We start from the raw sequence: 19,385 nt of genomic DNA, 5'->3' as shown, positions 1-19,385 counted from the left end.
CCGCGGCGCTATTGCGCGAGCGGCGGCGCGTGCTCGTCTGCGCGGGTGGCACCGGAGCGCGGTTCGACCGACATCTCGCCGGTGAGCACCGTCAGCGCGACCTTGATGGCGATCGTGAGCACCATGAACCCGACGGCCCAGATGCCCGCCGTGATCTTCCACTCGGCCATCGAGGGCACGTACTCGACGAGCTCGTGCAGGGTGCTCGGCACGAAGCCCGGGATGATGAGGCCCATGCCCTTCTCGATCCAGACGCCGGCGAAGGCGGCGACGCAGGCCGCGTTGAGGTAGGCGCGGCTCCCGCGGCTCGCCGGCAGGTGCAGGAGCGCCGCGGAGGCCACGTTCAGCGCGACCGCCGACCAGATCCACGGCACGAGCGCGCTCTTGCCGTGCAGGCCGAAGAACAGGTAGGTCACCGCGGCGCCGTGCGTGCCGCCGGTGTAGAGCGACGTGAAGAGCTCCGAGCCCAGCATGAACAGGTTGAGCAGGACGGTCACGCGGAGCACGGAGGTGAGCGTGCGGATCGGCCCGTCGCCCACGCGAAACCGGGTCAGCCGGGCGACGAGCTGGAGCAGCAGGATCACGAAGGCCGGGCCCGTGATGAACGCAGAGGCGATGAAGCGGGGGGCGAGCAGCGCCGAGTTCCAGAAGGGGCGCCCGCCGAGGCCCGAGTAGAGGAACGCCGTCACCGTGTGGATCGACACCGCCCAGCCAATGGACAGGAACACGAACGGCAGATACCACTTCCTGTCCGGCTTCCTGCCCAGGTACCTCGTGTAGATGAGGTAGCCCGAGATGTGCAGGTTGATGAACAGGTAGCCGTTCAGGACGATGACGTCCCATGTCAGCATCGAGATCGGCCAGTTGAACCGCCCGAGCCCGGGCAAGATGTGCCAGAACCTGTCCGGGCGCCCCATGTCCGCCACGATGAACAGGAGGCACACGACGATGGCGGCGATCGCGAGCAGCTCGCCGAGGATCACGACGTCGTGCATCTCGTGGTCGTCGTAGAGATACGCCGGGATCACCATCATCACGGCGCCCGCCGCGAGCCCCACGCCGAAGGTGAAGTTCGCGATGTAAAGGCCCCACGAGACGTGGTCGCTCATGCCGGTGACCCGCATGCCCTCGGCGAGCTGGTGGGCCCAGGCGTTCGCGCCGACGAGGGCGATCGCCGTGAGCACGGTCATCCAGAGATAGAAGCGCCACGAGCCCTCGAAGCTCTGGCCGATGACCCGGAGCAGGAAGCGCGGGTAGGTGATGGCGTGTGTGTCGTTGCCCATCGTGGCTCCGCTCGCTCAGACGTCGAAGAAGTAGAAGAAGCGCGGCCGCGTGCCGAGCTCCTCCTTGAGGATGAAGATCCGCTTGTTCTCGAGCACCCAGCGGATCTCGCTCTTCGGATCCAGGAGGTTGCCGAAGACGCGCGCGCCCGTGGGGCAGGCCTCGAGGCAGGCCGGCATCCGGCCCTCGCGCGTCCGGTGCAGGCAGAAGGTGCATTTCTCCACGACGCCCTGGGGCCGGATGCGATTCGACAGGTAACCCTGGTCCGGGTTGATCTCCTCCGCGGGCACCTCGGGCTTCGTCCAGTTGAAGCGCCGCGCGTGATAGGGGCAGGCGGCCTCGCAGTAGCGGCAGCCGATGCACCAGTGGTAATCGACGGCGACGATGCCGTCGGGCTCCTTCCAGGTCGCCTGGACGGGGCAGACCTTCACGCAAGGCGCGTTGTCGCACTGCTGGCACTGCACCGGCAGGTAGTACTTGCCCTTCGCGGGCACGGCGTGCTCGTACGTCGCGTCGCCCTTCTCCATGTCGAAGCTGCCCTGATCCATCTCGAGCACGCGGATGTAGGAGTTGTTCGTGCGCCGATCGTGGTTGTTCTCCACGTGGCACGCCTCCACGCACTTGCGGCAGCCGATGCACACGCTCAGGCTGAGCGCGTAGCCGAACTGCACCCCTTCCTGCGGGCGGACGTCGCGGATCGTGACCTCGCGGCCGTACTCCTCGCGCGTCTCTCGCTCGAGGCGGTCGATGACCTCGGCGAGCTCTTCCCTCGTGAGCTCCTTGTAATGGCGCTGCAGGAACTGATCGAGCGAGAGGTCCTTGCTCCACGCGCGGAGCGGCTCCATCGCGTGGGCGAACGCGGAGGCGCCGAGCGTCGCTCCGAGCACCTTGAGCGCGACGCGCCTGGATGTCTGGGTCATCGGTGGGCTCCTTCTCCTGCGCCGTGCGCCTCCACGAAGCGGTCTCGCGGGGGCAGGACAGGCATCGACGGCTGGAACGCCGGCACGTGCGGATCGTGGCAGTCGACGCAGTGGTTGCGCACCCGCGCGCCGCCCGCGTAGCTGCCGTTCATCCCCCCATGAGCCCCGTTCGCGTAGTCGCGGAGCTGGGGGCCGTGGCACTGGGCGCACAGCTGCATGGCGTCGCGCATCGGGAGGAGCGTGCCATCGGCCTTGCGGAGCGTGTCCTGCTCGCCGATCACATGGCACGAGGCGCAGCTCAGCCCGCCGTGCTCGAACCTCAGCCCGACGTGGAACTCGTCGAGCTCCGCCGTCGAGGTCGGCAGCGCATCGGGCCTGCGGAGCGAATGGCACGTCACGCACGCCGCGCGGATCGGCCGGCCCAGCGAGTCCCGCTTGTCCGTGGCGACACCGGAGAGCTTGTCAGGGTAGTGGATGCTCGCGGAGGCGACCGGCGTCGCGTCGAGCGTGGGGCGCAGCCCGGGCGGCTGGTCGCGACCCTGGCAGCCTGCCGCGTGCGCCACGCACAGGAGGCCCAGGAGCGCGGCGGCCCCGGGAAGATGAAGAGAGGAGTGCACGGCGCGTTTCGCATCGCACGCCACGTGCCATCGCGCGCGTCCGGGGCGGCGCCGCGGCCCGCGGCTCGGCGCGGTGCAGGGCGCGCGTTCCGACGCACCGTTTGCGCTGACCCGCGGTCCGCGCGCGCCAGGGATCTCCGGTGAGGCGCAGGCCGCCGGCCGCGATGGACGGGCCTTCCGGCGACGATCTCGTGTGGCGTGGACCTTGCGATGTGGCGTTTGACCCGCTCGATCCCATCCACCCGATCAACCCCAGACAGGCGTCCCGATGCCCCTCAGTGCTCTTGTCATCACGCTCTCCGATGAGCCCAGCGCGCGAGCGCGGGCGTGTCGTTCTCTCGCCGCGGAGGCGGCGCTCTCGCTCGGTCCGCCGTGTGGCTCGAGGCTGCCCGCGATCGCCGAGACAGCGACCCTGCTCGCGGGGGAAGAGCTCGTGGAGCGGATGCTCTGCACCGACGGGGTGGACTTCGTCGATGTGGTCTCGGTCGACTTCTCGGATCTGGAGCCATGATGGATCGCCGCGATTTTCTGAGGTGCTCCGCGATGGGCGCGGCGACCGTGGCCGCCAATCGGCTCGCGCTGGGCAAGGACGGCATCGCCGCCGCCCAGGCGGCGCCCGGGGCGGGGACCGCCTCCGATGTGATCTGGAACAAGGCGCCGTGCAGGTTCTGCGGCACCGGCTGCCACGTGCAGGTGGGCGTGAAGGGGGGCCGCGTGGTCGCGGTCGCGGGCGACCAGAGCGCGGACGTCAACAAGGGCCTGCTCTGCGTGAAGGGGTATCACGTCGGCCTCGCCCTCTACGGCAGAGACCGGCTCACGAAGCCGCTGCTCCGCAAGAACGGCAAGCTCGAGCCCATCGGCTGGGACGAGGCCATCGCGATCGTCGCGCGGCGCGCGATGCAGAACCCGGCGGGGTTCGCGCTCTACGGCAGCGGCCAGTGGACGATCCCCGAGGGGTACGCGGCGAACAAGCTCGTGAAGGCCGGGCTCGGCAACAACCAGATCGACCCGAACGCGCGCCTCTGCATGGCGTCTGCGGTGACAGGCTTCCTCTCCACCTACGGCGTGGACGAGCCGGCCGGCTGCTACGAGGATCTCGACAAGTGCGATGTCCTCCTCATGTGGGGGAACAACCCGGCCGAGATGCACCCCGTGCTCTTCTCGCGCGTCGTCGACCGGCGATCGAGGGGCGAGCAGGTGCTCCTCATCGATCTCACGACGCGGCGCACCCGCACCTCGGCCTTCTGCCAGCACACGCTGTATTTCAAGCCGAACACCGATCTTGCGATCGCGAACGGCATCGCGCACCTGCTCGTCGAGCGCGGGACGTTCGACCGGGCGTTCGTCGACAGGTTCTGCAACTTCCGCAAGCGGACGGAGCACCCCACCCTCGAGGGGCAGCCGATGAGCTTCGAGGAGTACAAGACGGCGCTCGCCGAATACACCCCGGAGCGGGTGGAGGCGATCTCGGGCGTCGCCGCCAAGGACATCCGGATGCTGGCGGATCTCTTCGGGCGCCGCGATCTGCGGATCACGAGCGTCTGGTGCATGGGGATGAACCAGCACACCCGCGGCACCGCGATCAACGATCTGGTGCACGGCGTGCACCTGCTCAGCGGCCATTTCGGCAAGCCCGGCGACGCCCCGACCAGCCTGACGGGCCAGCCGTCGGCCTGCGGCACGGTGCGCGAGGTCGGCACGCTCGCCCACGGGCTCCCCGGCGGCCTCGTCGTCACGAACGCAGAGCACCGGAAGGAGGCCGAGCACCTCTGGAAGCTGCCCGAGGGGCGGATCAACCCGAAGCCCGGCTACCACACGGTCGAGCTCTGGAAGCGCTTCTCGACCCCGAAGGAGCAGGGGGGCGACATCGACACCATCTGGGTCATGGTGACCAATCCAGGCCAGTCGTTGCCGAACACGAACGAGCTCTTCGACGCGAGCCGCAAGATCCCGGGCAAGTTCCTGATCGTGTCCGACGTCTACCCGACGGCCACGGTGCGCGCCGCGGACCTCGTCCTGCCCTCGGCCATGTGGGTCGAGAAGAACGGGATGTTCGGCAACTCCGAGCGCCGTACGCAGCAGTGGTTCAAGATGGTCGAGCCGCCCGGCGAGGCGCGGGACGATGCATGGCAGATCATCGCCGTGGCGCGCAAGCTCCACGACATGGGGCTCGCCGGGATGAAGGACAAGGACGGCCGTTTCCTGTTCGACATCCGGAAGGACGGCAAGGAGGTGCCGGTCTGGGACTACAAGCATTACCACGACGTCAACGTCGACGAGCACCTCTTCGAGGAGTACCGCGAGTTCAGCCGGTTCAAGCACAAGGACCTGGCGCCGTACCGCGAGTACGTCAAGGCGCGGGGCCTGCGCTGGCCCGTCGTCGAGCAGCCCGACGGCTCGTGGCGGGAGACGCGGTTCCGCTTCGCGAGGTTCGACGACCCTTATGCGACGAAGGAGGAGATCCAGTTTTACCACTCGGTGACCAAGGACGACCGGGCGCTCATCTGGTTTCACCCCTACGAGCCGCCGCCCGAGTCGCCCGACGCGGAGTATCCCTTCTGGCTGTGCACGGGCCGCGTCCTCGAGCACTGGCACACGGGGTCGCTCACCATGAGGATACCCCAGCTCCAGCGGGCGATGCCGCAGTCGTACCTGGAGATGAACCGCGAGGACGCGCGGAGGCTCGGTGTCGGCGACGGCGAGGTCGTGATCCTGGAGAGCCGGCGCGGCGCGCTCGAGCTGCCTGTCTGGATCGAGGGCCGTGGCGCGCCGCCGCCTGGCACGGTGTTCGTGCCGTTCTTCGATGAGACCGTGATGGTGAACCGCGCGACGCTCGAGGCGTACGATCCGCTCTCGAAGCAGCCTGATTACAAGAAGTGCGCGGTCAGGATCCGCCGCAAACCGCAGGGCAAGCGAGGAGAGGCGCGATGAAGGACGCTCGCGGCCTTCACGTCGGCCTCGCCGCGATCGTCGCTGTCGCGGCGGCGGGCTACTTCTCGGGAGTCCGCGGCACGGAGCAGGGGGTCGCCGAGCTGCACGGCGATCCCCCTCCGCCCTCGGCGAGCGTCGAGGCGCGCAGCTACGCCGACATGCGCGAGCGCGCGCACGGCCCGAACGCCGGCATGTACGAGGGCGCATTCGCACGGCTCGAGGCGGCGGACGCCGATCTCTACGCGCCTGTCGAGCAGTCGGAGGCCGATCGAGAGGCGGCGCTCGAGCGGCGCGCTTCCCGCCGCGCCTACGACGGCGCGCCGCCCACGATCCCGCATCGCATCGAGCAGCTCGGCGTGCCGGATTGCCTTTCGTGCCACGAGCGCGGGCTGCGCGTCGCGAACCTCACCGCGCCCAGGATGAGCCACCGTCGCTACGAGAGCTGCACGCAGTGCCATGTCGTCGGCGCCGACCCGAGGCCGCTCGCGGAGACGCCGCCTCCGCCCGACAACACCTTTGCTGGCATGCCGTCGCCGCGGCGAGGCGCCCGCGCCTACGAGGGCGCGCCGCCCACGATCCCGCACCCGACGCTGATGCGCTCCGAGTGCGCGAGCTGCCATGGCGTCCATGGCGCCCTGGGCATTCGCTCGACCCACCCTTACCGGCAGAGCTGCACCCAGTGCCACGCCCCTTCGGCCGAGCTGGATCAGCGCGCGCCCACGCCTCTCTCCGCGTGGCCGCCGCCGAGCATGGGAGCGGACAGGCCATGAAGCTCCCCTCCGCGGATGAGAGGGCTGTCGATCCCGAGATCCCGCTGCCTCCCTTGCAGGAGGCGGTGCTCGACGAGGCGACCCTCGATCAGCTCTTCTTCGACCTCGCCGAGGCAGCGGAGCTCGTCTCGGTGTCGCTCAAGGCCGGTGCGACTGCCCGCGCCGGCGATCTCCCGCGGGCCGGCAGCGCGGGCGACGAGCTCGCCCTCGCCCGCCGCGCGCTCGGCGACGGGACCGCGCTCGGGGTGCAGATCCGTTATCGCTTCGCGGGCTCGGAGTGGTGGGACACGCTGCTCCGGATTCCCTCCGGCGTGCGCCTCGTGCGCGTCCGGATCGAGGACGCCCTCCGATAGCGCGTCGCGCACGGGTGGCGCCGTCATTCGACGACCGGAGAGCGGCTCAGAGGCCGACGGTGGCCCGGAAGAGCTGGCCGTGTCCCTCGATGGCGTAGCTCCCCGACGAGAACGGGACGAAGATCGAGCCACCCTGGCGGAGCTCGCGGGCAGCGCCGCGCGCGTCGACCAGCGAGGCCTGTCCCCTGGTGCAGAGGACGATCTCGGGGCCGCGGCGGTCATCCGTCCTCCAGGGGGCCGCGGCGTCGAGCTCGATGCGCGAGAGCCGGAACTCCGGCGCTGGGGTGTCATAGAAGGACTCCACGCCCACCTGGCGTGGCACGATGGGCTCGACACGCCACGGCGCGAAATCGAGGACGCGAACGAGCTCGTCGACGTTGACGCGCTTCGGCGTGAGCCCGCCGCGCAGCACGTTGTCGGAGCTCGCCATGATCTCGATCCCGACCCCTTGCACATAGGCGTGCAGGCGGCGCGGCGGCAGGTACAGCGCCTCGCCCGGCTCGAGGTGCACGTCGTTGAGCAGGAGCGCGATCACGACGCCGACGTCCCCCGGGTAGAGCTCGTGCAGGCGGAGCGCCCAGCCAGCGGCCCGCGCGAGCCATCCGCCCGCCTGGGCGCGCTCCCGGCACGCCTCGACCACCGAGGACACGAGCTCGCGCCGGGCGGCCGGTTCGAGCGCGAGCAGGCCCTGGACGAGCCGCGCGACCGCGGCCGCGTCGATCACATCGGCGCCGCGCGGGACGAGCGCGTCCCCAGGGCCTCCGGCGAGGAGCTCGAAGACCTCCGTCAGGGACGTGGCCGGCCGGAAACCGCAGAGGGCGTCGAACGGGGTGAGCGCGCAGATGAGCTCGGGTTTGTGGTGCGGGTCGCGGTAGGTGCGCTCGGGGGCGTCGACCGGGACGCCGGCGGCGTTCTCCGCGTCGAACCCGCGCCGCGCCTGCGCTTCGTCCGGGTGTGCCTGCAGCGACAGCGGCTGGTCGGCCGCGAGCACCTTGAGCAGAAAGGGGAGCCGAGCGCCGAAGCGTTCGCGCGTCGGTCCTCCGAGGAAGGCGTCTGCGTGCCTGGAGATGGCGTCGATCAGGCGCTCTCGGCTCCCGTCGAGCTCGATGCACGAGGAGGCCGCCGGGTGGGCTCCCATCCAGAGCTCGGCCTGCGGCTTGTCGGAGGGGCGCTGTCCGAGCAGCGTCGCGATGGCGTCCCGGGAGCCCCAGGCGTACTCCTGAACACGGTTCTCGAGTGAAAACATTGGGATAGCGTGCTCCTGCAAGGCGCCACCCTACCTCAGCGAAGCGGAGAAATCAGCTCTTGAGCGGGCCGTGCGCCGGCGCGGTTCCGGCTTTACGAGGTCGTGCGAGCGCTCTACGCTCGCCGGATGACGACGCCCGGGGACGACGCGCGGTTCACGCCCATCCTTGCGAGGCTGCGCGGCGCTGCGCTGGCCTATCCAGAGGCCGTGGAGGAGTTCCCCTGGGGCGACCGTGTCGCCAAGGTGCGCGGGAAGATCTTCGTCTTCCTCAACATCCATGAAGGGAAGCTCCTTGTCACGGCGAAGCTCCCGCAGTCGGGCGAGGCCGCGCTCATGCTGCCGTTCGCGGAGCCCACGGGGTACAACCTCGGCAAGAGCGGCTGGGTGACGGCGCGCTTCGGCCCGAAAGATCGCGTGCCCGAGGCGATGCTGCTCGAGTGGATCGAGGAGAGCTATCGCGCGGTGGCGCCGAAGCGAGCGTTGCAGTCGCTGGGTGGCGCGGCGCCGGTGCCGGGGAGTCCAGGGAAGCCAGTGAAGAAGGGGTCTCCCGCCAAGAAGGTGGCGGCGGCGAAGGGAGCTCCGGAGAAGAAGGCTTTGGCGAAGAAGAGGACTCCCGTCAAGAAGGTGGCAGCGGAGAAGGGAGCTCCGGAGAAGAAGGCTGCAGCGGAGAAGGGGACTCCCGCCACGAAGGCTGCGGCGAAGAAGGGGTCTTCCGCCAAGAAGGCGGCGGAGAAGGAGAGCCGGCGAAGTCCATGACGCTTGTGACCGAGGCGGCGCCGTTGGAGGCGGCCAGCGCGCCCGGCCGGTGAGGCTGAGTGCGTTCGTCGCCGCCCCCGCGCGTCGAGACGGACTCTACACCCCGACGGAGGAACATCGATGCGCGACCGCGAGCCATCCAGGGATGCGTCGTCCGAGCCGCAACCACAACCCGCCAGGCGTCCTTCGTCCCCACCACGCTGGCGCCGGCTCCGGTTCGTCGTGCTCGCCGTCGCTGTGCTCTACCTCCTCGCTGTCGCGTCGATCTGGCTCGCCCTGCCCCTCGTGGGCGACCGGTGGTGGCCGGGGACGCTCTTTCTCTTCGGCCCGCGCCGGATCGTCGCCCTCCCTCTCCTCGTGATCGTGCCCGCCGCGCTCCTCGTGCAGCGCCGCGCTCTCCTCCCGGCGGCCCTGGCATCCGCGATCGTGGCCGGGCCGATCCTCGGTTTCACGTTCTCTCTCCGGGCCCTTACCGGAGACGCCGACAGCGCCGACCTGCGCGTCGCGTCCTTCAACACGGGCAGTCGCGCGATGGACATCGATCGACTCAAGGGCTTCGTGGCCGCGACCCGGCCCGACGTGATCGCGCTGCAGGAGTGCTCGGCGTCGGAGTCGGAGCTGAACGCAGCATTTCCAGGATGGTCCGTCCACGTCGATACCGGGATGTGCCTTGTGAGCCGGTACCCTCTCCTCAAGGCCGAGTCCAGGGATCGCCGCGACGTCTGGGATCAAGGCGGCCACGGCGCGATCCTGCGCTACGAGATCGCGCTTCCGGACGCGCCACGGCCGAGCTCAGAGGAGCCGCGCGGGACCCGCGTCTTCAGCTTCCTCAACCTGCATCTGGAGACGCCCCGCGAGGCGATCGAGGCGTTGATCCACGGCCTGTGGAAGCAGGCAGCGGAGCACGACCGCGTCATCGCATTGCGTGTCTGGGAGTCCCAGCTCGCGCGGCAGTGGGCCGACGAGGCGCCCTATCCGGTCGTCATCGCCGGCGACTTCAACATGCCGGTCGACAGCGCCATCTATCGGCGCTTCTGGGCGGGCTTCGAGAACGCGTTCTCGCGCGCCGGCCTGGGGTTCGGCGCGACGAAGCGCACGCGGTGGTTTGGCGTCCGCATCGACCACGTGCTCGCCGGGCCTGGCTGGACGACCGAGCGCGCATGGATCGGCCCGGATCTCGGCTCGGATCACCTCCCCGTCGTCGCCGACCTGCGCTGGGGCGGTACCCCGCGCGAAGGGCGCGCGGAGCGCTAGCGCGGCGACGCCGCGAGGACGAGCGGGGGAGGTTCGACCCGGCCCGTCATGCGCGCGCGGGGCGCGGGCCGCAGAGCGGGCGCAGCGCCTCGCGCTCGGCCGCGGACAGCACCGTGATGGGGTACTTCGGATCGCCGCTCGCGCGATCGAAGAACGGATGCGGCCACGCCTTGCCGCGGAGCTTCCAGCCGAGCAGCTTCCGGGCCACGTGCGCGAGGAAGCGCACGCTCGGCCTCAGCGACCCGGGCGGCGGCTCGCCGATGGCGAACTTGCCGAGGATCGCGCCGCGCGGCGCGCCGAAGACCTCGTCGCACGGGCGCGCGCTCGGGGCTTGCTGGAACAGCTCGGTGACGATGCCGACGAACGGCAGTCGCGGCGTCAACGTGTTGCCGAGCGGCGTCTTGCAGCAGCTCGCGTACCAGCGATAGAGGCCCTTGGGCGTCAGGCGCACCGCGGCGACGAGCTCGCTGCCGCGGTCGAAGGAGACCGACGAAGGGGCCACCTGCACGATGTCCGTGCCGCCCTGCTCATCGAGCAGCTCGGCGCGGCCGAGATGGTGCAGGAACGCCTGACAGTCGTCGCAGTAGCAGACTGCGCGGTTCACCGCGTCCGGCGATGCACCGCGCAGCCATCCATGGACCTTTCCGCAGCGACACTGGAGCTCGACGTCTCTGGACATCCGGCTCGCATAGCACGGCTCGACGCGCGCCGCGCGCGCTTCTGGTCGTCAGCGGTCGAGGAAGTCCATCAGCCAGGTCATGGCCGGCCGCATGGTGCCGTTCGACTGCTGGAGGCCCGTGTTGGCCCTCCAGGTGGAGCCGACGATGTAGCCCCACAGCGTGATGCCGGGAACGGAAGGGTGATTCCAGAACATGGTGAACTGTTCCTGCATCACCCGTCGCTGGTCCTCGTCGTTCGCGATGCCGATATCGTACTCGGTGATGTACACGGGCTTGCCCAGCGACGCGAGCTTGTCGATGTACCCTTTCACCGTGCTCGTGTTGAGCTTGTACGCGTCGTGGGCCTGCGCGCCGAGCGCGTCGACCGGGGCGCCTGCGTTGATCACCGCCCTCGCGATCCGCATGAAGTTCTGGTGGTCACCCTCGTACTCGATGTTGTTGTAGTCGTTGAGGATCAGCTTCGCGTTCGGGCAGAACTCGCGAGCCCACTTGAAGGAGTTGACGATCCAGTCATAGCCGCTGGCGCCGTCGCCGCCGATGCCGTTCTTGTACGAGGGCGTCGTGTGGGGCGGCGGCTCGTTGACGACGTCGATGTACTTGGTGTCGGGGTAGCGCGTGCAGAACGACCGCATCCAGTCCCTCACGGCCGCCTGCTGGTCCGACCCGGAGAGGCCCGCGAGCCACTCTGGCTGCTGGCTGCCCCACACGAAGGTGTGCTGCTTGAACGGGATGCGGTTGTCCTTCGCGTACTTGTAGATCGTGTCGAGCTTGCTCCAGTCTTTCTGGCCGCGCGTCCTCTCGACGGAGCCCCACTTGCCCTCGTTCTCGGGCGTGATCTGGTTCCAGTAGTTCGCGAAGCCGGCGCGGACGGCGCCATTCGTCGTGATGTTGCCAACGAACTTCGCGCCGGTCGGGGTGCCGCCGCCGGAGCCGCCAGAGCCGCCCGAACCGCCCCCGCCCCCGGAGCCGCCTGCACCGCCCCCGCCGCTGCTCGCCGAGGAGCTCGAGGACGAGCTCGAGCTGCTGCTGCTCGATGAGGAGCTCGAGCTGCTGCTGCTCGATGAGGAAGCGCTCGTGCTGGTGCTCGAGCCTCCATTGCCCTTGACCGAGACGATCGTGGGGCTCCCGGTGCCGCTCGCGCAGAACCCCCATGACGTCGAGCGGCCTGCAGCGATCGAGCCATTGTAGTTCTCGTTGGTGACGTTCAGCTGCCCGCCGGACGTCGTGTAGCGCGCGTTCCACAGGTTGGTCACCGTGGCGCCGTTGAGCCCGACGACCAGACCCCACGACGTGGCCGGGCCGTTGCTCGTGTTCGTCACCGTCACGTTCGCGCAGTACCCGCCGGTCCATTGGGACTGGAACGCGAGCTCGGCCTTCATCGTGTTGTCCGGGCTGCTCAGCCCCGACTCGAGGGCGTCGCTGTCCTCCAGGTCAGCAGGCTCCATCGCGCAGGCGACCAGGCAGCACGCGAACGAAAAGGAGACAGGGCCAAGTAAGCGATCGATACGCATAAGGTTCTCCATGATCCGGCCGGCCGAGCCGCAGGGTTGTGCTCAAAGCGAATAAGTAAAACAGAGTTGCGTCTGCGAGCCCTGCCGCCCGTCGGGTCGAGTTTGTAAGATTGCGGCCAGAGCGAGTTGCGATCGACAATGGCCGTTGCACGATCACACCGTGACTGTCGAAGCAAGGTTTACACATGCCATGCGCGGCATGAGGCGATGCCGAGCATGGCATGTGACTTAAGCACGCAACTGGGAGCCGATGTCAAGCGCTTCGCGCGATCGGTCTCCTGATACAGTCACGTCGCATTCACTGGCCCGCGACGGAACGGCGTGCGTGCCGTCCGCCCTCCTGAAGCTGCAACGATGATTCGATTGTCGAGCTATGCGCTCAGGGCGATACCGTCGCTCCCGCGCCCCGCGGGCGCGAGGTCAGAGGCCCGGGCGGATGTGTGGCCCGCGGGCCGCGCTCACCCCGCGGGGTGTGTCTCGGCGTCCGCGCAGCAGCGGAAGCCGACCTCGTAGCCGTAGTCGTCTTCCTTGTGAAAGGTCGTCATCGGGCGGCATGCGCTCCGGATCGGACCCCACCATCCGCCCTTGAGCCCGCTGCGGTAAGGGGCCTTCTGATCGGTGCGCACCACCCACTCGTTGACGTTGCCGTTCAGGTCGAAGACGCCCGCCCACGAGGCGCACTCCGCGCGCCCGCCGGCCGGCTCGCGGCCGTCCAGGCGCGCGAGCTCGGCGGCGCATCGCGCGTTCTGCTGGCACGCTTGGTAGTGGAGCAGCCGCTGCGAGTGGTCTGGAAAGCGGTAGTCTCGGTCCTGATTGCACGTCTCGGCATTCCGCTCGTAGCCGTAGACGTAAGGCAGCGATTCGGGGCCTTCACACGCGAAATTGAACTCGGCCTCGGTGCAGAGCCGCTTGCCCTCCGCCGCGCAGAGCCCGGCGGCTTGCTCCCACGAGGTGAGCGTGCGCGGCAGCGCGCCCGGGACATTCGGGTACTCGTACCGGTCCATGCAGAACGAGAGGTGCTCGGTCTTCCCGGCGACGCACCGCGACGGCTCGCGGAATCGCAAGCATCGGGCGGCGACCCCCGGCTCGCCGTGGCGCTTTGTCCATTCGGGGTGGTACTCGAGGCATTCCTGCACCACGGCGCTGCAATACTCGCCCTCCACCCGCAGCATCCCGTCGGGGCAGCCCTGGGTCGAGCCGGGCAGCGCGATCGGCACCTCGATCATCGCCGGCTGGTCCAGCGGCTCGTCGTTCTCCGCGGCCGGAGGCTCGACCGACAGCGGGTCCGATACCTCCGCCTCCGTCGCCGGCGTCTCGACCGGCAGCGGGTCGTACGTCTCCGTCGACTGCTCGGGAATCTCGACGTGCCGGGCGTCGCCTCCACCTCCGCCCCCGCTCCCGCCGCCGTCCGAGGGACCGGTGCAGCTCGAGGTCGCAACGCCAAGCAGTGTCAGTACCGTGAAACCCAGGATACGCACGTTAACCTCTTCCCACGTTTGGCTACATCAGCCTACAGGCGTGGGCCAAAATTGATGCTGACCCGGGCTCGCCTCGATTTCTCGCGAGCGTCGGGAGCCGTCCGGAGGCATTGCAAAATCCCGGCCTGCCTCGCCGCCCCGGAAAGCCGGGCTACGGGGCTGTTGGCCGGGGCTTTGTCCCGTGGTGTGGCCGCCCGGTGGTCCAGGATGGCCGGCCAGCGCGGCCACCCCGGCACATCGGCCAGCGCGCGAACTGCGCGCCCTGCGTCCTCTTGCGCGGCGGGTCGGTCGCCGCCGTCACGTCGCGGCGACCGGAGGGCTCGGGCGGGGATCTGGGCCTCACTCCTGTCACGCCGGCACGCCGCAGGCGGTGCACCTCAGGAGGTCAAGGTGCGTCCAGTATCCGCGGAACTGCACGACTCTTTGCAGGTCTGGAAGCCTCGGTGTGCGCCGCGGGCGCTGGCGCCTGTGCCGACGGCCGAGCGATGCGAACGGGCACCGTGGCGCCACGGCGCTCGACGGGGATGCGCGGATGGATCGGGCTCGGAACCAGTTCGCCAGGGCCGCTTTATCGAGTTTTGCAGAGGAGCGGGCGTGAGCGCAAGAATGGGGAGGGTTGTATTACATCATGGTGAATTGCACGAGGCAATGAGTTGCCCAGTGCAGGCGTCGAGGCCAGGGCCGTCGCTTCTATACGGGGTTCCCCTCGTCGTCCCACGTGGAGAAGCCGTGCGCGTCCGGATGATGGGTCCTCACCACGCAGAAGCGCTGGCCGGTCGGCGCCTCGAGCACCCACCACGTCGAGGCCTGCGTGACCCGCTTGGCGCCGAGCCGCTCGAGGCGGCGCACCTCGGCTTCGACGTCGTCGGTCTCGATGTCGAGGTGGACGCGGCTCCCGTGCTTCACGCTCTGCACTTCGACCGAGAGATCGCGCGCAGACGCGTCCAGGCGGACGTAGGCCTCGCCGTCTTGGCCGCGCGATCGCATCCCGAGCGCCGCGCTCCAGAAGCGGGCGGCGCCATCGAGATCGTCGGTTCGGCAGTCGATGATGAACCCAGCCAGGCGACTCTTGTGCATGCGATCTGCTAGCACGGCTACCACGGTGCGGCGGCGACGCGAGGCGCCCAGGTGAGATTGCTGCCCATGCACCAGCGGATGTGGTGCGTCGCCGTGGTCAGAGGTCCAGCGTCGGCTCCTGGAGCATCAGGCTCACGTCCGCCACGCCGGGCAACGCCTGCAGGCTCGTCACGAGGCCGGCCCGCATGTCGGGGTGGCGAACGCGGATCTGGTAGGCGTGCTCCATGACGGTGCCCTGCGCCGCCTCGCGCAGGGTCACGAGCGAGAAGCTGCCGCAGTGCTCGCGGAGGATGCCCGCGATCGGGCCGGCGATCTCCGCGCCGGCCTGGCCGGCCGGCGCCACGAACCGGAGCAGCCCGTCCGGCTGCCGGCGCGACCCGTAGCCGGTGACGTGGAGCAAGAGCGTCGCGACGCCGAACATCGCCGCCCCCGCGATCGCCGCGCCGTAGGCCCGCGCGCCGCTCGCCATGCCGATGGTGAGCGACGCGAAGACGAACACGACGTCGCGCGGGTCGCGCAGCGTGGTGCGGAACCGGATCGCGGAGACACCCCCGGCGATCCCGATGCCGGCCGCGATGTTGTTGCCGACGGCGAGCATGAGCGTGCACGTGATGATGCTGCCCAGCGCCATGCTCTGGACGACCGTCCGGGAGTAGGAGAGGCCGCGGAACGTGAGCATGTAGACGCCGGCGATGCCCTGCGTGAGCCCGAAGGCGACGAGCAGGGCGACGAGCGCGTCGCGCCACTCGACGGCCTCGCCGTGCGAGAGCGCGGTCAGCCAGTCCATCACTGCCACCCTGCGACCCGCGTCGCCCGCGCCTCCGGGAGCGTCAGCTGCGCGGTGACGCCGTAGCAGTACTTGGAGAACGAGTGCCGGACGAGGTCGAGGCGCCGCACGAGCGCCACCATCCACGGAGGCGGCCTGCGCTCGAACTTGAGCTCGAGGACGCAGACGGGCTCCGGCGTCTGCGTCTGGACGGGGTGGTCGACCGGGCGCCACCCCCCCTCGGAGGCGTCGAGATCCATCGTTTCCCTGCGCTGACAGACGATCTTCCGGTCGAACGTCAGGCGCGCGTAGGTGTCGATGGTGCTCTCGTACGCCTCGCGCTCGTAGTCGACCAGGAGCGTCGGTCTGAGGTCGTGTCGGTGGAACGCGCCGATGAACTTCTCCGCGCCCTTCCGCGCGCCCGGCGAGAGGTGATCGAGCGAGGGGGGGCGGCCGTGCGCGAGCAGATCGCGCCACTCGCTCGCTGGCACCGCCGCGCGCGACTTGATGATCACATCCTGGACGCGCCGCTTCACCTCCAGGAAGGCCGGGCTGGTCTTCCCGGGATAGGTGCGCACCCGCAGCTTGAAGCGGTCGCGCTGCTCGCGGGCGTTGGCCCAGTAGAGGTCGAACCCGCGGGTGTCGAGGTAGAGCGACCGGATGCGGTACACGCCGCCCGGCCCGGCGTACCGGTCCAGCCGGCCGATCGCGCAGGCCGTGGCCCGGATCGCTGGCACCAGACGCTCCGGCACCAGGTATTTGAACTCGTATCGTTCGATGACGTCCAGGACTCTCGCCTCCTCGGTCGTCAAGGGCAAGCGCGCCGCGCTGCTACGCGTCGCAAGGTTGTTACGGTAACCGCGCAATAATGACACAAATTTCGCCGGCGTCCGCAAGCGGAATCCATGGCCGCTCCGCGAGATCTTTGTGCTTTCCCTGCAACCTGCGCGCCTGCGGCAGCGCTGCTGGGGGAGCGCCCGGCGCGGTTCGGGGCCCGCGCGGGCGCTGCTCCTTGCGGTGGGCTGACAGGGGCTCGGGGCCGGCGCCAGCGGGGCGGGCCTTCGGCTGCCGGGGTGACGCGGGCCGGCGCGCTCCCCGCGCCCGGGGCGGAGGTCGCTGCCTGTTTGTGCCACGAGCGCCCGGCTCATGATCGCGTCGTCATGAGTCGATGTCGTGAGCGGCTCCTCGCGAGGCGCGCCGCCGCTCGGCCGCGCAGTCTCTTTCGACCCCCGTGATTGACCGGATCGAGCGATCGATCTCGCGCGAATTTGTTGAAGGCCGCCTGGATCCAGGCGAGATCGTGGAACGATACGCATGCGTCAGGTACCCGACCTCCTCGCCGTCCTTCAGCAGACTGTGCGGCGGGCCATGGCCGTCCTCCCGCACGCGCCGCGCGGGAGCCTGCTGCTCCGCGAGGGGGAGCGCTTCGTGGCCCGAGCCCTGGTCGGGTTCGACGCGCCACCTGGGGTTTCCTCGCGCGTTCCGGTCGGCGCGGAGGTCGAGGGCGGCGCGCTCGGCGCGGCGGCGCCTTGCGACGGCGCGCACGCGGGCCGCATCGTCGATGCGCGGGCGTGGTACCGGACGTACCTGCCTTTCGCGCTCGGGGCGGGCTGCGGCGTCCCCGAAGGCGCCGGGGTGCTGGTCGCGCCCATCCAGCTGTGCGGCGAGCCGGCCGGCTATCTCGCCATCGAGCAGGCCACCATGGAGTCTCCCGGGGAGGAGCGCCGCGCCATGATCGAGGTCCTCGCGGGCACGGCCGGAGATGCGCTGGAGCGGCACAGGCTCTATGACGACAAGGCGAGCGCGGCGCAGGAGATCCGCCTGTTCGAGCGGCTGCTCCACGCGGTGGGCACGACGCTCCCGCTGCACGACCTCATCGAGACCATCGCTCACGGCATCAAGAGCGTGCAGCTCGATCCGAGCTGGGACACGGTGGAGATCTGGCTGCTCGAGGAGGACCTCGCCGGGGACGGCCCTGGGCTCGCGCGGGGCGACCTGCGCGCCAGCGTCTACCGGGCCCCGGCGTCGGAGCCGACGACCTACTTCCAGAACATCCGCGCCGGCGCGGAGAGCGCCGCGGGGCCCCTCGGCGTCTCCATCGACTGGCGGACCGGCCACGGCGGCGAAGGCGACGGCTCTCAGCGCGCCCTGCTCGATGAGGCGATCGACCGGCGCATGTCCGGCATCATCGTCGCGCCCAGCAACCCCGAGAGCGCGGAGGACGCGTTCCGGCGGGCGGCCGAGAGGGACATCCCGGTCGTCGTGATCGACACGCCTCCGCTCCCGGGCAGCCGGGCGCCGCTCTACATCGGGACGGACAACGTGGCGTCGGGCAGGTTGGCGGCCGAGGTGATGAAGCGGCTGCTCCCGGGCGGCGGCGTCGTCGCGTCCCTCGGCGCCGTGGGGCTCGCGCTGAACATCCGCGAGCGCGTCGATGGCTTCTGGGCGGCGGCGCTCGGATCGAACCTCACGGTGCTGCCGACGATCCCGTGCGACTGGGATCAGGAGGCCGGGACGAGGCTCGCCGCGGTGGCGCTGGAGGGGCGGCCCGACGTCGCGGGCGCCTTCGGCGCCGCGGCGGACAACGGGCCGTCCTGGGGCCGCGCGGCGCGAGCCCTCGGCAGGGCCGGAGATCTCAAGGTCGTCGGCTTCGATCTCGTCGCCCGTACGGTCGCCCTGCTCAGGCAGGGGGCGATCCACGCGACGATCGTCCAGCGCGAGGACGACATGGGCTTCCGCGCCATCGAGACGATCCACCGGATGATCACGCGCGGCGTCGGGCCGACCCTCGCCGAGCTGCCGCCTTCCCGTGTCCTCCACACCCGCGTCGATTGCGTCACCCTCGAGCAGACGCCGTGGTCCACGACGCTGAGCGATTACCTCTCTCTCGAGGCCGCCCGCCGGGCCGCGGCCGGGAACGGCGGTCGGATCGCGCCCGTCGCCCCCGAGATCGAGGTCATGATGATCGGGGTCGCGCCCCCCTCGAGCGCCGTCGTCGAGGACCAGGTCTCGATCCCGGCGCGCTCGCTCGTGCGCCGCGCGATCGCGTCGGGCCGCCCGGTCGCGATCGACCCCGCCGAGGGGGGCGCGGACGCCGCCCTGCCTGCCGCGCACGACGGCGCGCGCACGGCCATCGCGGTGCCGCTGCAAGGCCGCGGCGACGTCCTCGGCGCCCTCGTCCTGAGCAGCGCTCGCAGGGAGGCGTGCGGCGCGGGCGACGTGGCGTTCCTGGTCCGCGTCGCCGGCACGGTGGCGATCGGCGTCGAGAACGCCCGGCTGCTCCGCCGCATCTCCGCGCGGAGCGAGGAGCTCGAGCGCGCCAACCTGCAGCAAGCGGCGATGCTCCAGACGATCCGCGAGCTCTCGAGCCCCGTGGTGCCCATCGCGGACGGCATCCTCGTGATGCCCGTCGTGGGCGTCATGGATGCCCAGCGCTCCGGCGACTTCATCGCGTCGATGCTCCGCGAGATCGACGCGAAGCGCGCGCGCGTCGTGCTGATCGACGTCACCGGCATGGCGTTCGTCGACGCGACGGCGGCGTCGCGGCTCGTCGAGGCGGCGCAGGCGGCCGCGCTGCTCGGCGCCGAGGCGGTGCTCGTCGGCGTCCGGCCGGAGGCCGCGCAGATGATGGTCCGGCAAGGCCTGGACGTCGGCTCGATGGTGACGCACGCCAACCTGGCGAGCGGCTTCCGCCATGCGCTCTCGAGGGTGCGCCGCCGCGCGAAGCGCCGCTGACCGCGCGGCG

Annotated in this window: 17 protein-coding genes; 7 read left to right on the top strand and 10 right to left on the bottom strand. The window is 70.1% G+C overall.

Features of this window, described 5'->3' with window-relative positions; all coding sequences use genetic code 11:
• Positions 1–8: 8 nt before the first annotated feature.
• The 3 genes from dsrP to WMF45_RS26515 are packed head-to-tail and all read right to left on the bottom strand — an operon-like array spanning position 9 to position 2,818.
• Complete coding sequence (dsrP, locus tag WMF45_RS26525; RefSeq protein ID WP_437707256.1) at positions 9–1,283, bottom strand: sulfate reduction electron transfer complex DsrMKJOP subunit DsrP; 1,275 nt, start codon at positions 1,281–1,283, stop codon at positions 9–11.
• Between the two features lie 15 nt (positions 1,284–1,298).
• A complete protein-coding gene (locus WMF45_RS26520) occupies positions 1,299–2,201 on the bottom strand; it encodes a 4Fe-4S dicluster domain-containing protein (protein ID WP_437707255.1) in 903 nt (300 codons plus the stop codon).
• The gene (locus WMF45_RS26515; protein WP_437707254.1) at positions 2,198–2,818 is read right to left on the bottom strand and encodes a hypothetical protein; all 621 of its coding nucleotides are present in this window, start codon (positions 2,816–2,818) and stop codon (positions 2,198–2,200) included. The genes WMF45_RS26520 and WMF45_RS26515 overlap by 4 nt, the downstream gene beginning before the upstream one ends.
• Positions 2,819–3,086: 268 nt before the next feature.
• Between WMF45_RS26515 and WMF45_RS26510 the strand changes: the two genes are divergently transcribed.
• The 4 genes from WMF45_RS26510 to WMF45_RS26495 are packed head-to-tail and all read left to right on the top strand — an operon-like array spanning position 3,087 to position 6,872.
• Positions 3,087–3,329, top strand: coding sequence for a hypothetical protein (locus WMF45_RS26510; protein WP_012237335.1), 243 nt, complete (start codon positions 3,087–3,089; stop codon positions 3,327–3,329).
• Positions 3,326–5,749, top strand: coding sequence for a molybdopterin-dependent oxidoreductase (locus WMF45_RS26505; protein ID WP_437707253.1), 2,424 nt, complete (start codon positions 3,326–3,328; stop codon positions 5,747–5,749). The genes WMF45_RS26510 and WMF45_RS26505 overlap by 4 nt, the downstream gene beginning before the upstream one ends.
• Positions 5,746–6,519, top strand: coding sequence for a nitrate reductase cytochrome c-type subunit (locus WMF45_RS26500; protein ID WP_437707252.1), 774 nt, complete (start codon positions 5,746–5,748; stop codon positions 6,517–6,519). The genes WMF45_RS26505 and WMF45_RS26500 overlap by 4 nt, the downstream gene beginning before the upstream one ends.
• Positions 6,516–6,872, top strand: a complete 357-nt coding sequence (locus WMF45_RS26495; RefSeq protein WP_437707251.1) for a hypothetical protein — start codon at positions 6,516–6,518, stop codon at positions 6,870–6,872. Before WMF45_RS26500 ends, WMF45_RS26495 begins: the two co-directional genes overlap by 4 nt.
• A 46-nt stretch (positions 6,873–6,918) precedes the next feature.
• On the opposite strand, the gene manA is transcribed toward WMF45_RS26495, so the two are convergent.
• A complete protein-coding gene (gene manA / locus WMF45_RS26490) occupies positions 6,919–8,118 on the bottom strand; it encodes a mannose-6-phosphate isomerase, class I (RefSeq protein ID WP_437707250.1) in 1,200 nt (399 codons plus the stop codon).
• A 126-nt stretch (positions 8,119–8,244) separates the two neighbouring features.
• Between manA and WMF45_RS26485 the strand changes: the two genes are divergently transcribed.
• On the top strand, positions 8,245–8,874 hold the full coding sequence (locus WMF45_RS26485; RefSeq protein ID WP_437707249.1) for an MmcQ/YjbR family DNA-binding protein: 630 nt from the start codon (positions 8,245–8,247) through the stop codon (positions 8,872–8,874).
• Between the two features lie 222 nt (positions 8,875–9,096).
• Entirely contained in the window at positions 9,097–10,128 is a 1,032-nt protein-coding gene (locus WMF45_RS26480) for an endonuclease/exonuclease/phosphatase family protein (RefSeq protein ID WP_437707248.1), read from the top strand.
• Between the two features lie 46 nt (positions 10,129–10,174).
• Here the strand turns inward: WMF45_RS26480 and WMF45_RS26475 are convergent, their stop codons facing one another.
• The 6 genes from WMF45_RS26475 to WMF45_RS26450 form a co-directional block, all read right to left on the bottom strand.
• Entirely contained in the window at positions 10,175–10,807 is a 633-nt protein-coding gene (locus tag WMF45_RS26475; protein WP_437707247.1) for a DUF6151 family protein, read from the bottom strand.
• A gap of 48 nt (positions 10,808–10,855) precedes the next feature.
• Positions 10,856–12,319, bottom strand: coding sequence for an endo-1,4-beta-xylanase (locus tag WMF45_RS26470; RefSeq protein WP_437707246.1), 1,464 nt, complete (start codon positions 12,317–12,319; stop codon positions 10,856–10,858).
• 458 nt (positions 12,320–12,777) lie between these two features.
• Positions 12,778–13,797, bottom strand: coding sequence for an SUMF1/EgtB/PvdO family nonheme iron enzyme (locus WMF45_RS26465; RefSeq protein WP_437707245.1), 1,020 nt, complete (start codon positions 13,795–13,797; stop codon positions 12,778–12,780).
• A gap of 690 nt (positions 13,798–14,487) precedes the next feature.
• Positions 14,488–14,874 (bottom strand): VOC family protein, encoded by a 387-nt coding sequence (locus WMF45_RS26460; RefSeq protein ID WP_437707244.1) that lies wholly within the window; start codon positions 14,872–14,874, stop codon positions 14,488–14,490.
• 97 nt (positions 14,875–14,971) lie between these two features.
• Positions 14,972–15,661 carry a DUF4956 domain-containing protein gene (locus WMF45_RS26455; RefSeq protein ID WP_437707243.1) on the bottom strand — a complete coding sequence of 230 codons (690 nt, stop codon included), beginning with the start codon at positions 15,659–15,661 and terminating at the stop codon, positions 14,972–14,974.
• The gene (locus WMF45_RS26450) at positions 15,661–16,458 is read right to left on the bottom strand and encodes a polyphosphate polymerase domain-containing protein (RefSeq protein WP_437707242.1); all 798 of its coding nucleotides are present in this window, start codon (positions 16,456–16,458) and stop codon (positions 15,661–15,663) included. Before WMF45_RS26450 ends, WMF45_RS26455 begins: the two co-directional genes overlap by 1 nt.
• Before the next feature lie 496 nt (positions 16,459–16,954).
• Here WMF45_RS26450 and WMF45_RS26445 point away from each other — a divergent pair, with 496 nt between their 5' ends.
• Positions 16,955–19,375, top strand: coding sequence for a substrate-binding domain-containing protein (locus tag WMF45_RS26445; protein WP_437707241.1), 2,421 nt, complete (start codon positions 16,955–16,957; stop codon positions 19,373–19,375).
• Positions 19,376–19,385 lie beyond the last annotated feature (10 nt).

Origin of the sequence: Sorangium sp. So ce448 (assembly GCF_051520915.1) — a bacterium.
Classification (GTDB): domain Bacteria; phylum Myxococcota_A; class Polyangia; order Polyangiales; family Polyangiaceae; genus Sorangium; species Sorangium cellulosum_B.
Note: the sequence above shows the minus strand (reverse complement) of the source record. Positions and strands in the feature narration are given on the sequence as shown.

Coding starts and splice junctions, on each gene's coding strand:
- dsrP (WP_437707256.1), bottom strand. CDS start 1,283: ATGGGCAACGACACACACGCCATCACCTACCCGCGCTTCCTGCTCCGG.
- WMF45_RS26520 (WP_437707255.1), bottom strand. CDS start 2,201: ATGACCCAGACATCCAGGCGCGTCGCGCTCAAGGTGCTCGGAGCGACG.
- WMF45_RS26510 (WP_012237335.1), top strand. CDS start 3,087: ATGCCCCTCAGTGCTCTTGTCATCACGCTCTCCGATGAGCCCAGCGCG.
- WMF45_RS26505 (WP_437707253.1), top strand. CDS start 3,326: ATGATGGATCGCCGCGATTTTCTGAGGTGCTCCGCGATGGGCGCGGCG.
- WMF45_RS26500 (WP_437707252.1), top strand. CDS start 5,746: ATGAAGGACGCTCGCGGCCTTCACGTCGGCCTCGCCGCGATCGTCGCT.
- WMF45_RS26495 (WP_437707251.1), top strand. CDS start 6,516: ATGAAGCTCCCCTCCGCGGATGAGAGGGCTGTCGATCCCGAGATCCCG.
- manA (WP_437707250.1), bottom strand. CDS start 8,118: ATGTTTTCACTCGAGAACCGTGTTCAGGAGTACGCCTGGGGCTCCCGG.
- WMF45_RS26485 (WP_437707249.1), top strand. CDS start 8,245: ATGACGACGCCCGGGGACGACGCGCGGTTCACGCCCATCCTTGCGAGG.
- WMF45_RS26475 (WP_437707247.1), bottom strand. CDS start 10,807: ATGTCCAGAGACGTCGAGCTCCAGTGTCGCTGCGGAAAGGTCCATGGA.
- WMF45_RS26470 (WP_437707246.1), bottom strand. CDS start 12,319: ATGCGTATCGATCGCTTACTTGGCCCTGTCTCCTTTTCGTTCGCGTGC.
- WMF45_RS26460 (WP_437707244.1), bottom strand. CDS start 14,874: ATGCACAAGAGTCGCCTGGCTGGGTTCATCATCGACTGCCGAACCGAC.
- WMF45_RS26455 (WP_437707243.1), bottom strand. CDS start 15,661: ATGGACTGGCTGACCGCGCTCTCGCACGGCGAGGCCGTCGAGTGGCGC.
- WMF45_RS26445 (WP_437707241.1), top strand. CDS start 16,955: ATGCGTCAGGTACCCGACCTCCTCGCCGTCCTTCAGCAGACTGTGCGG.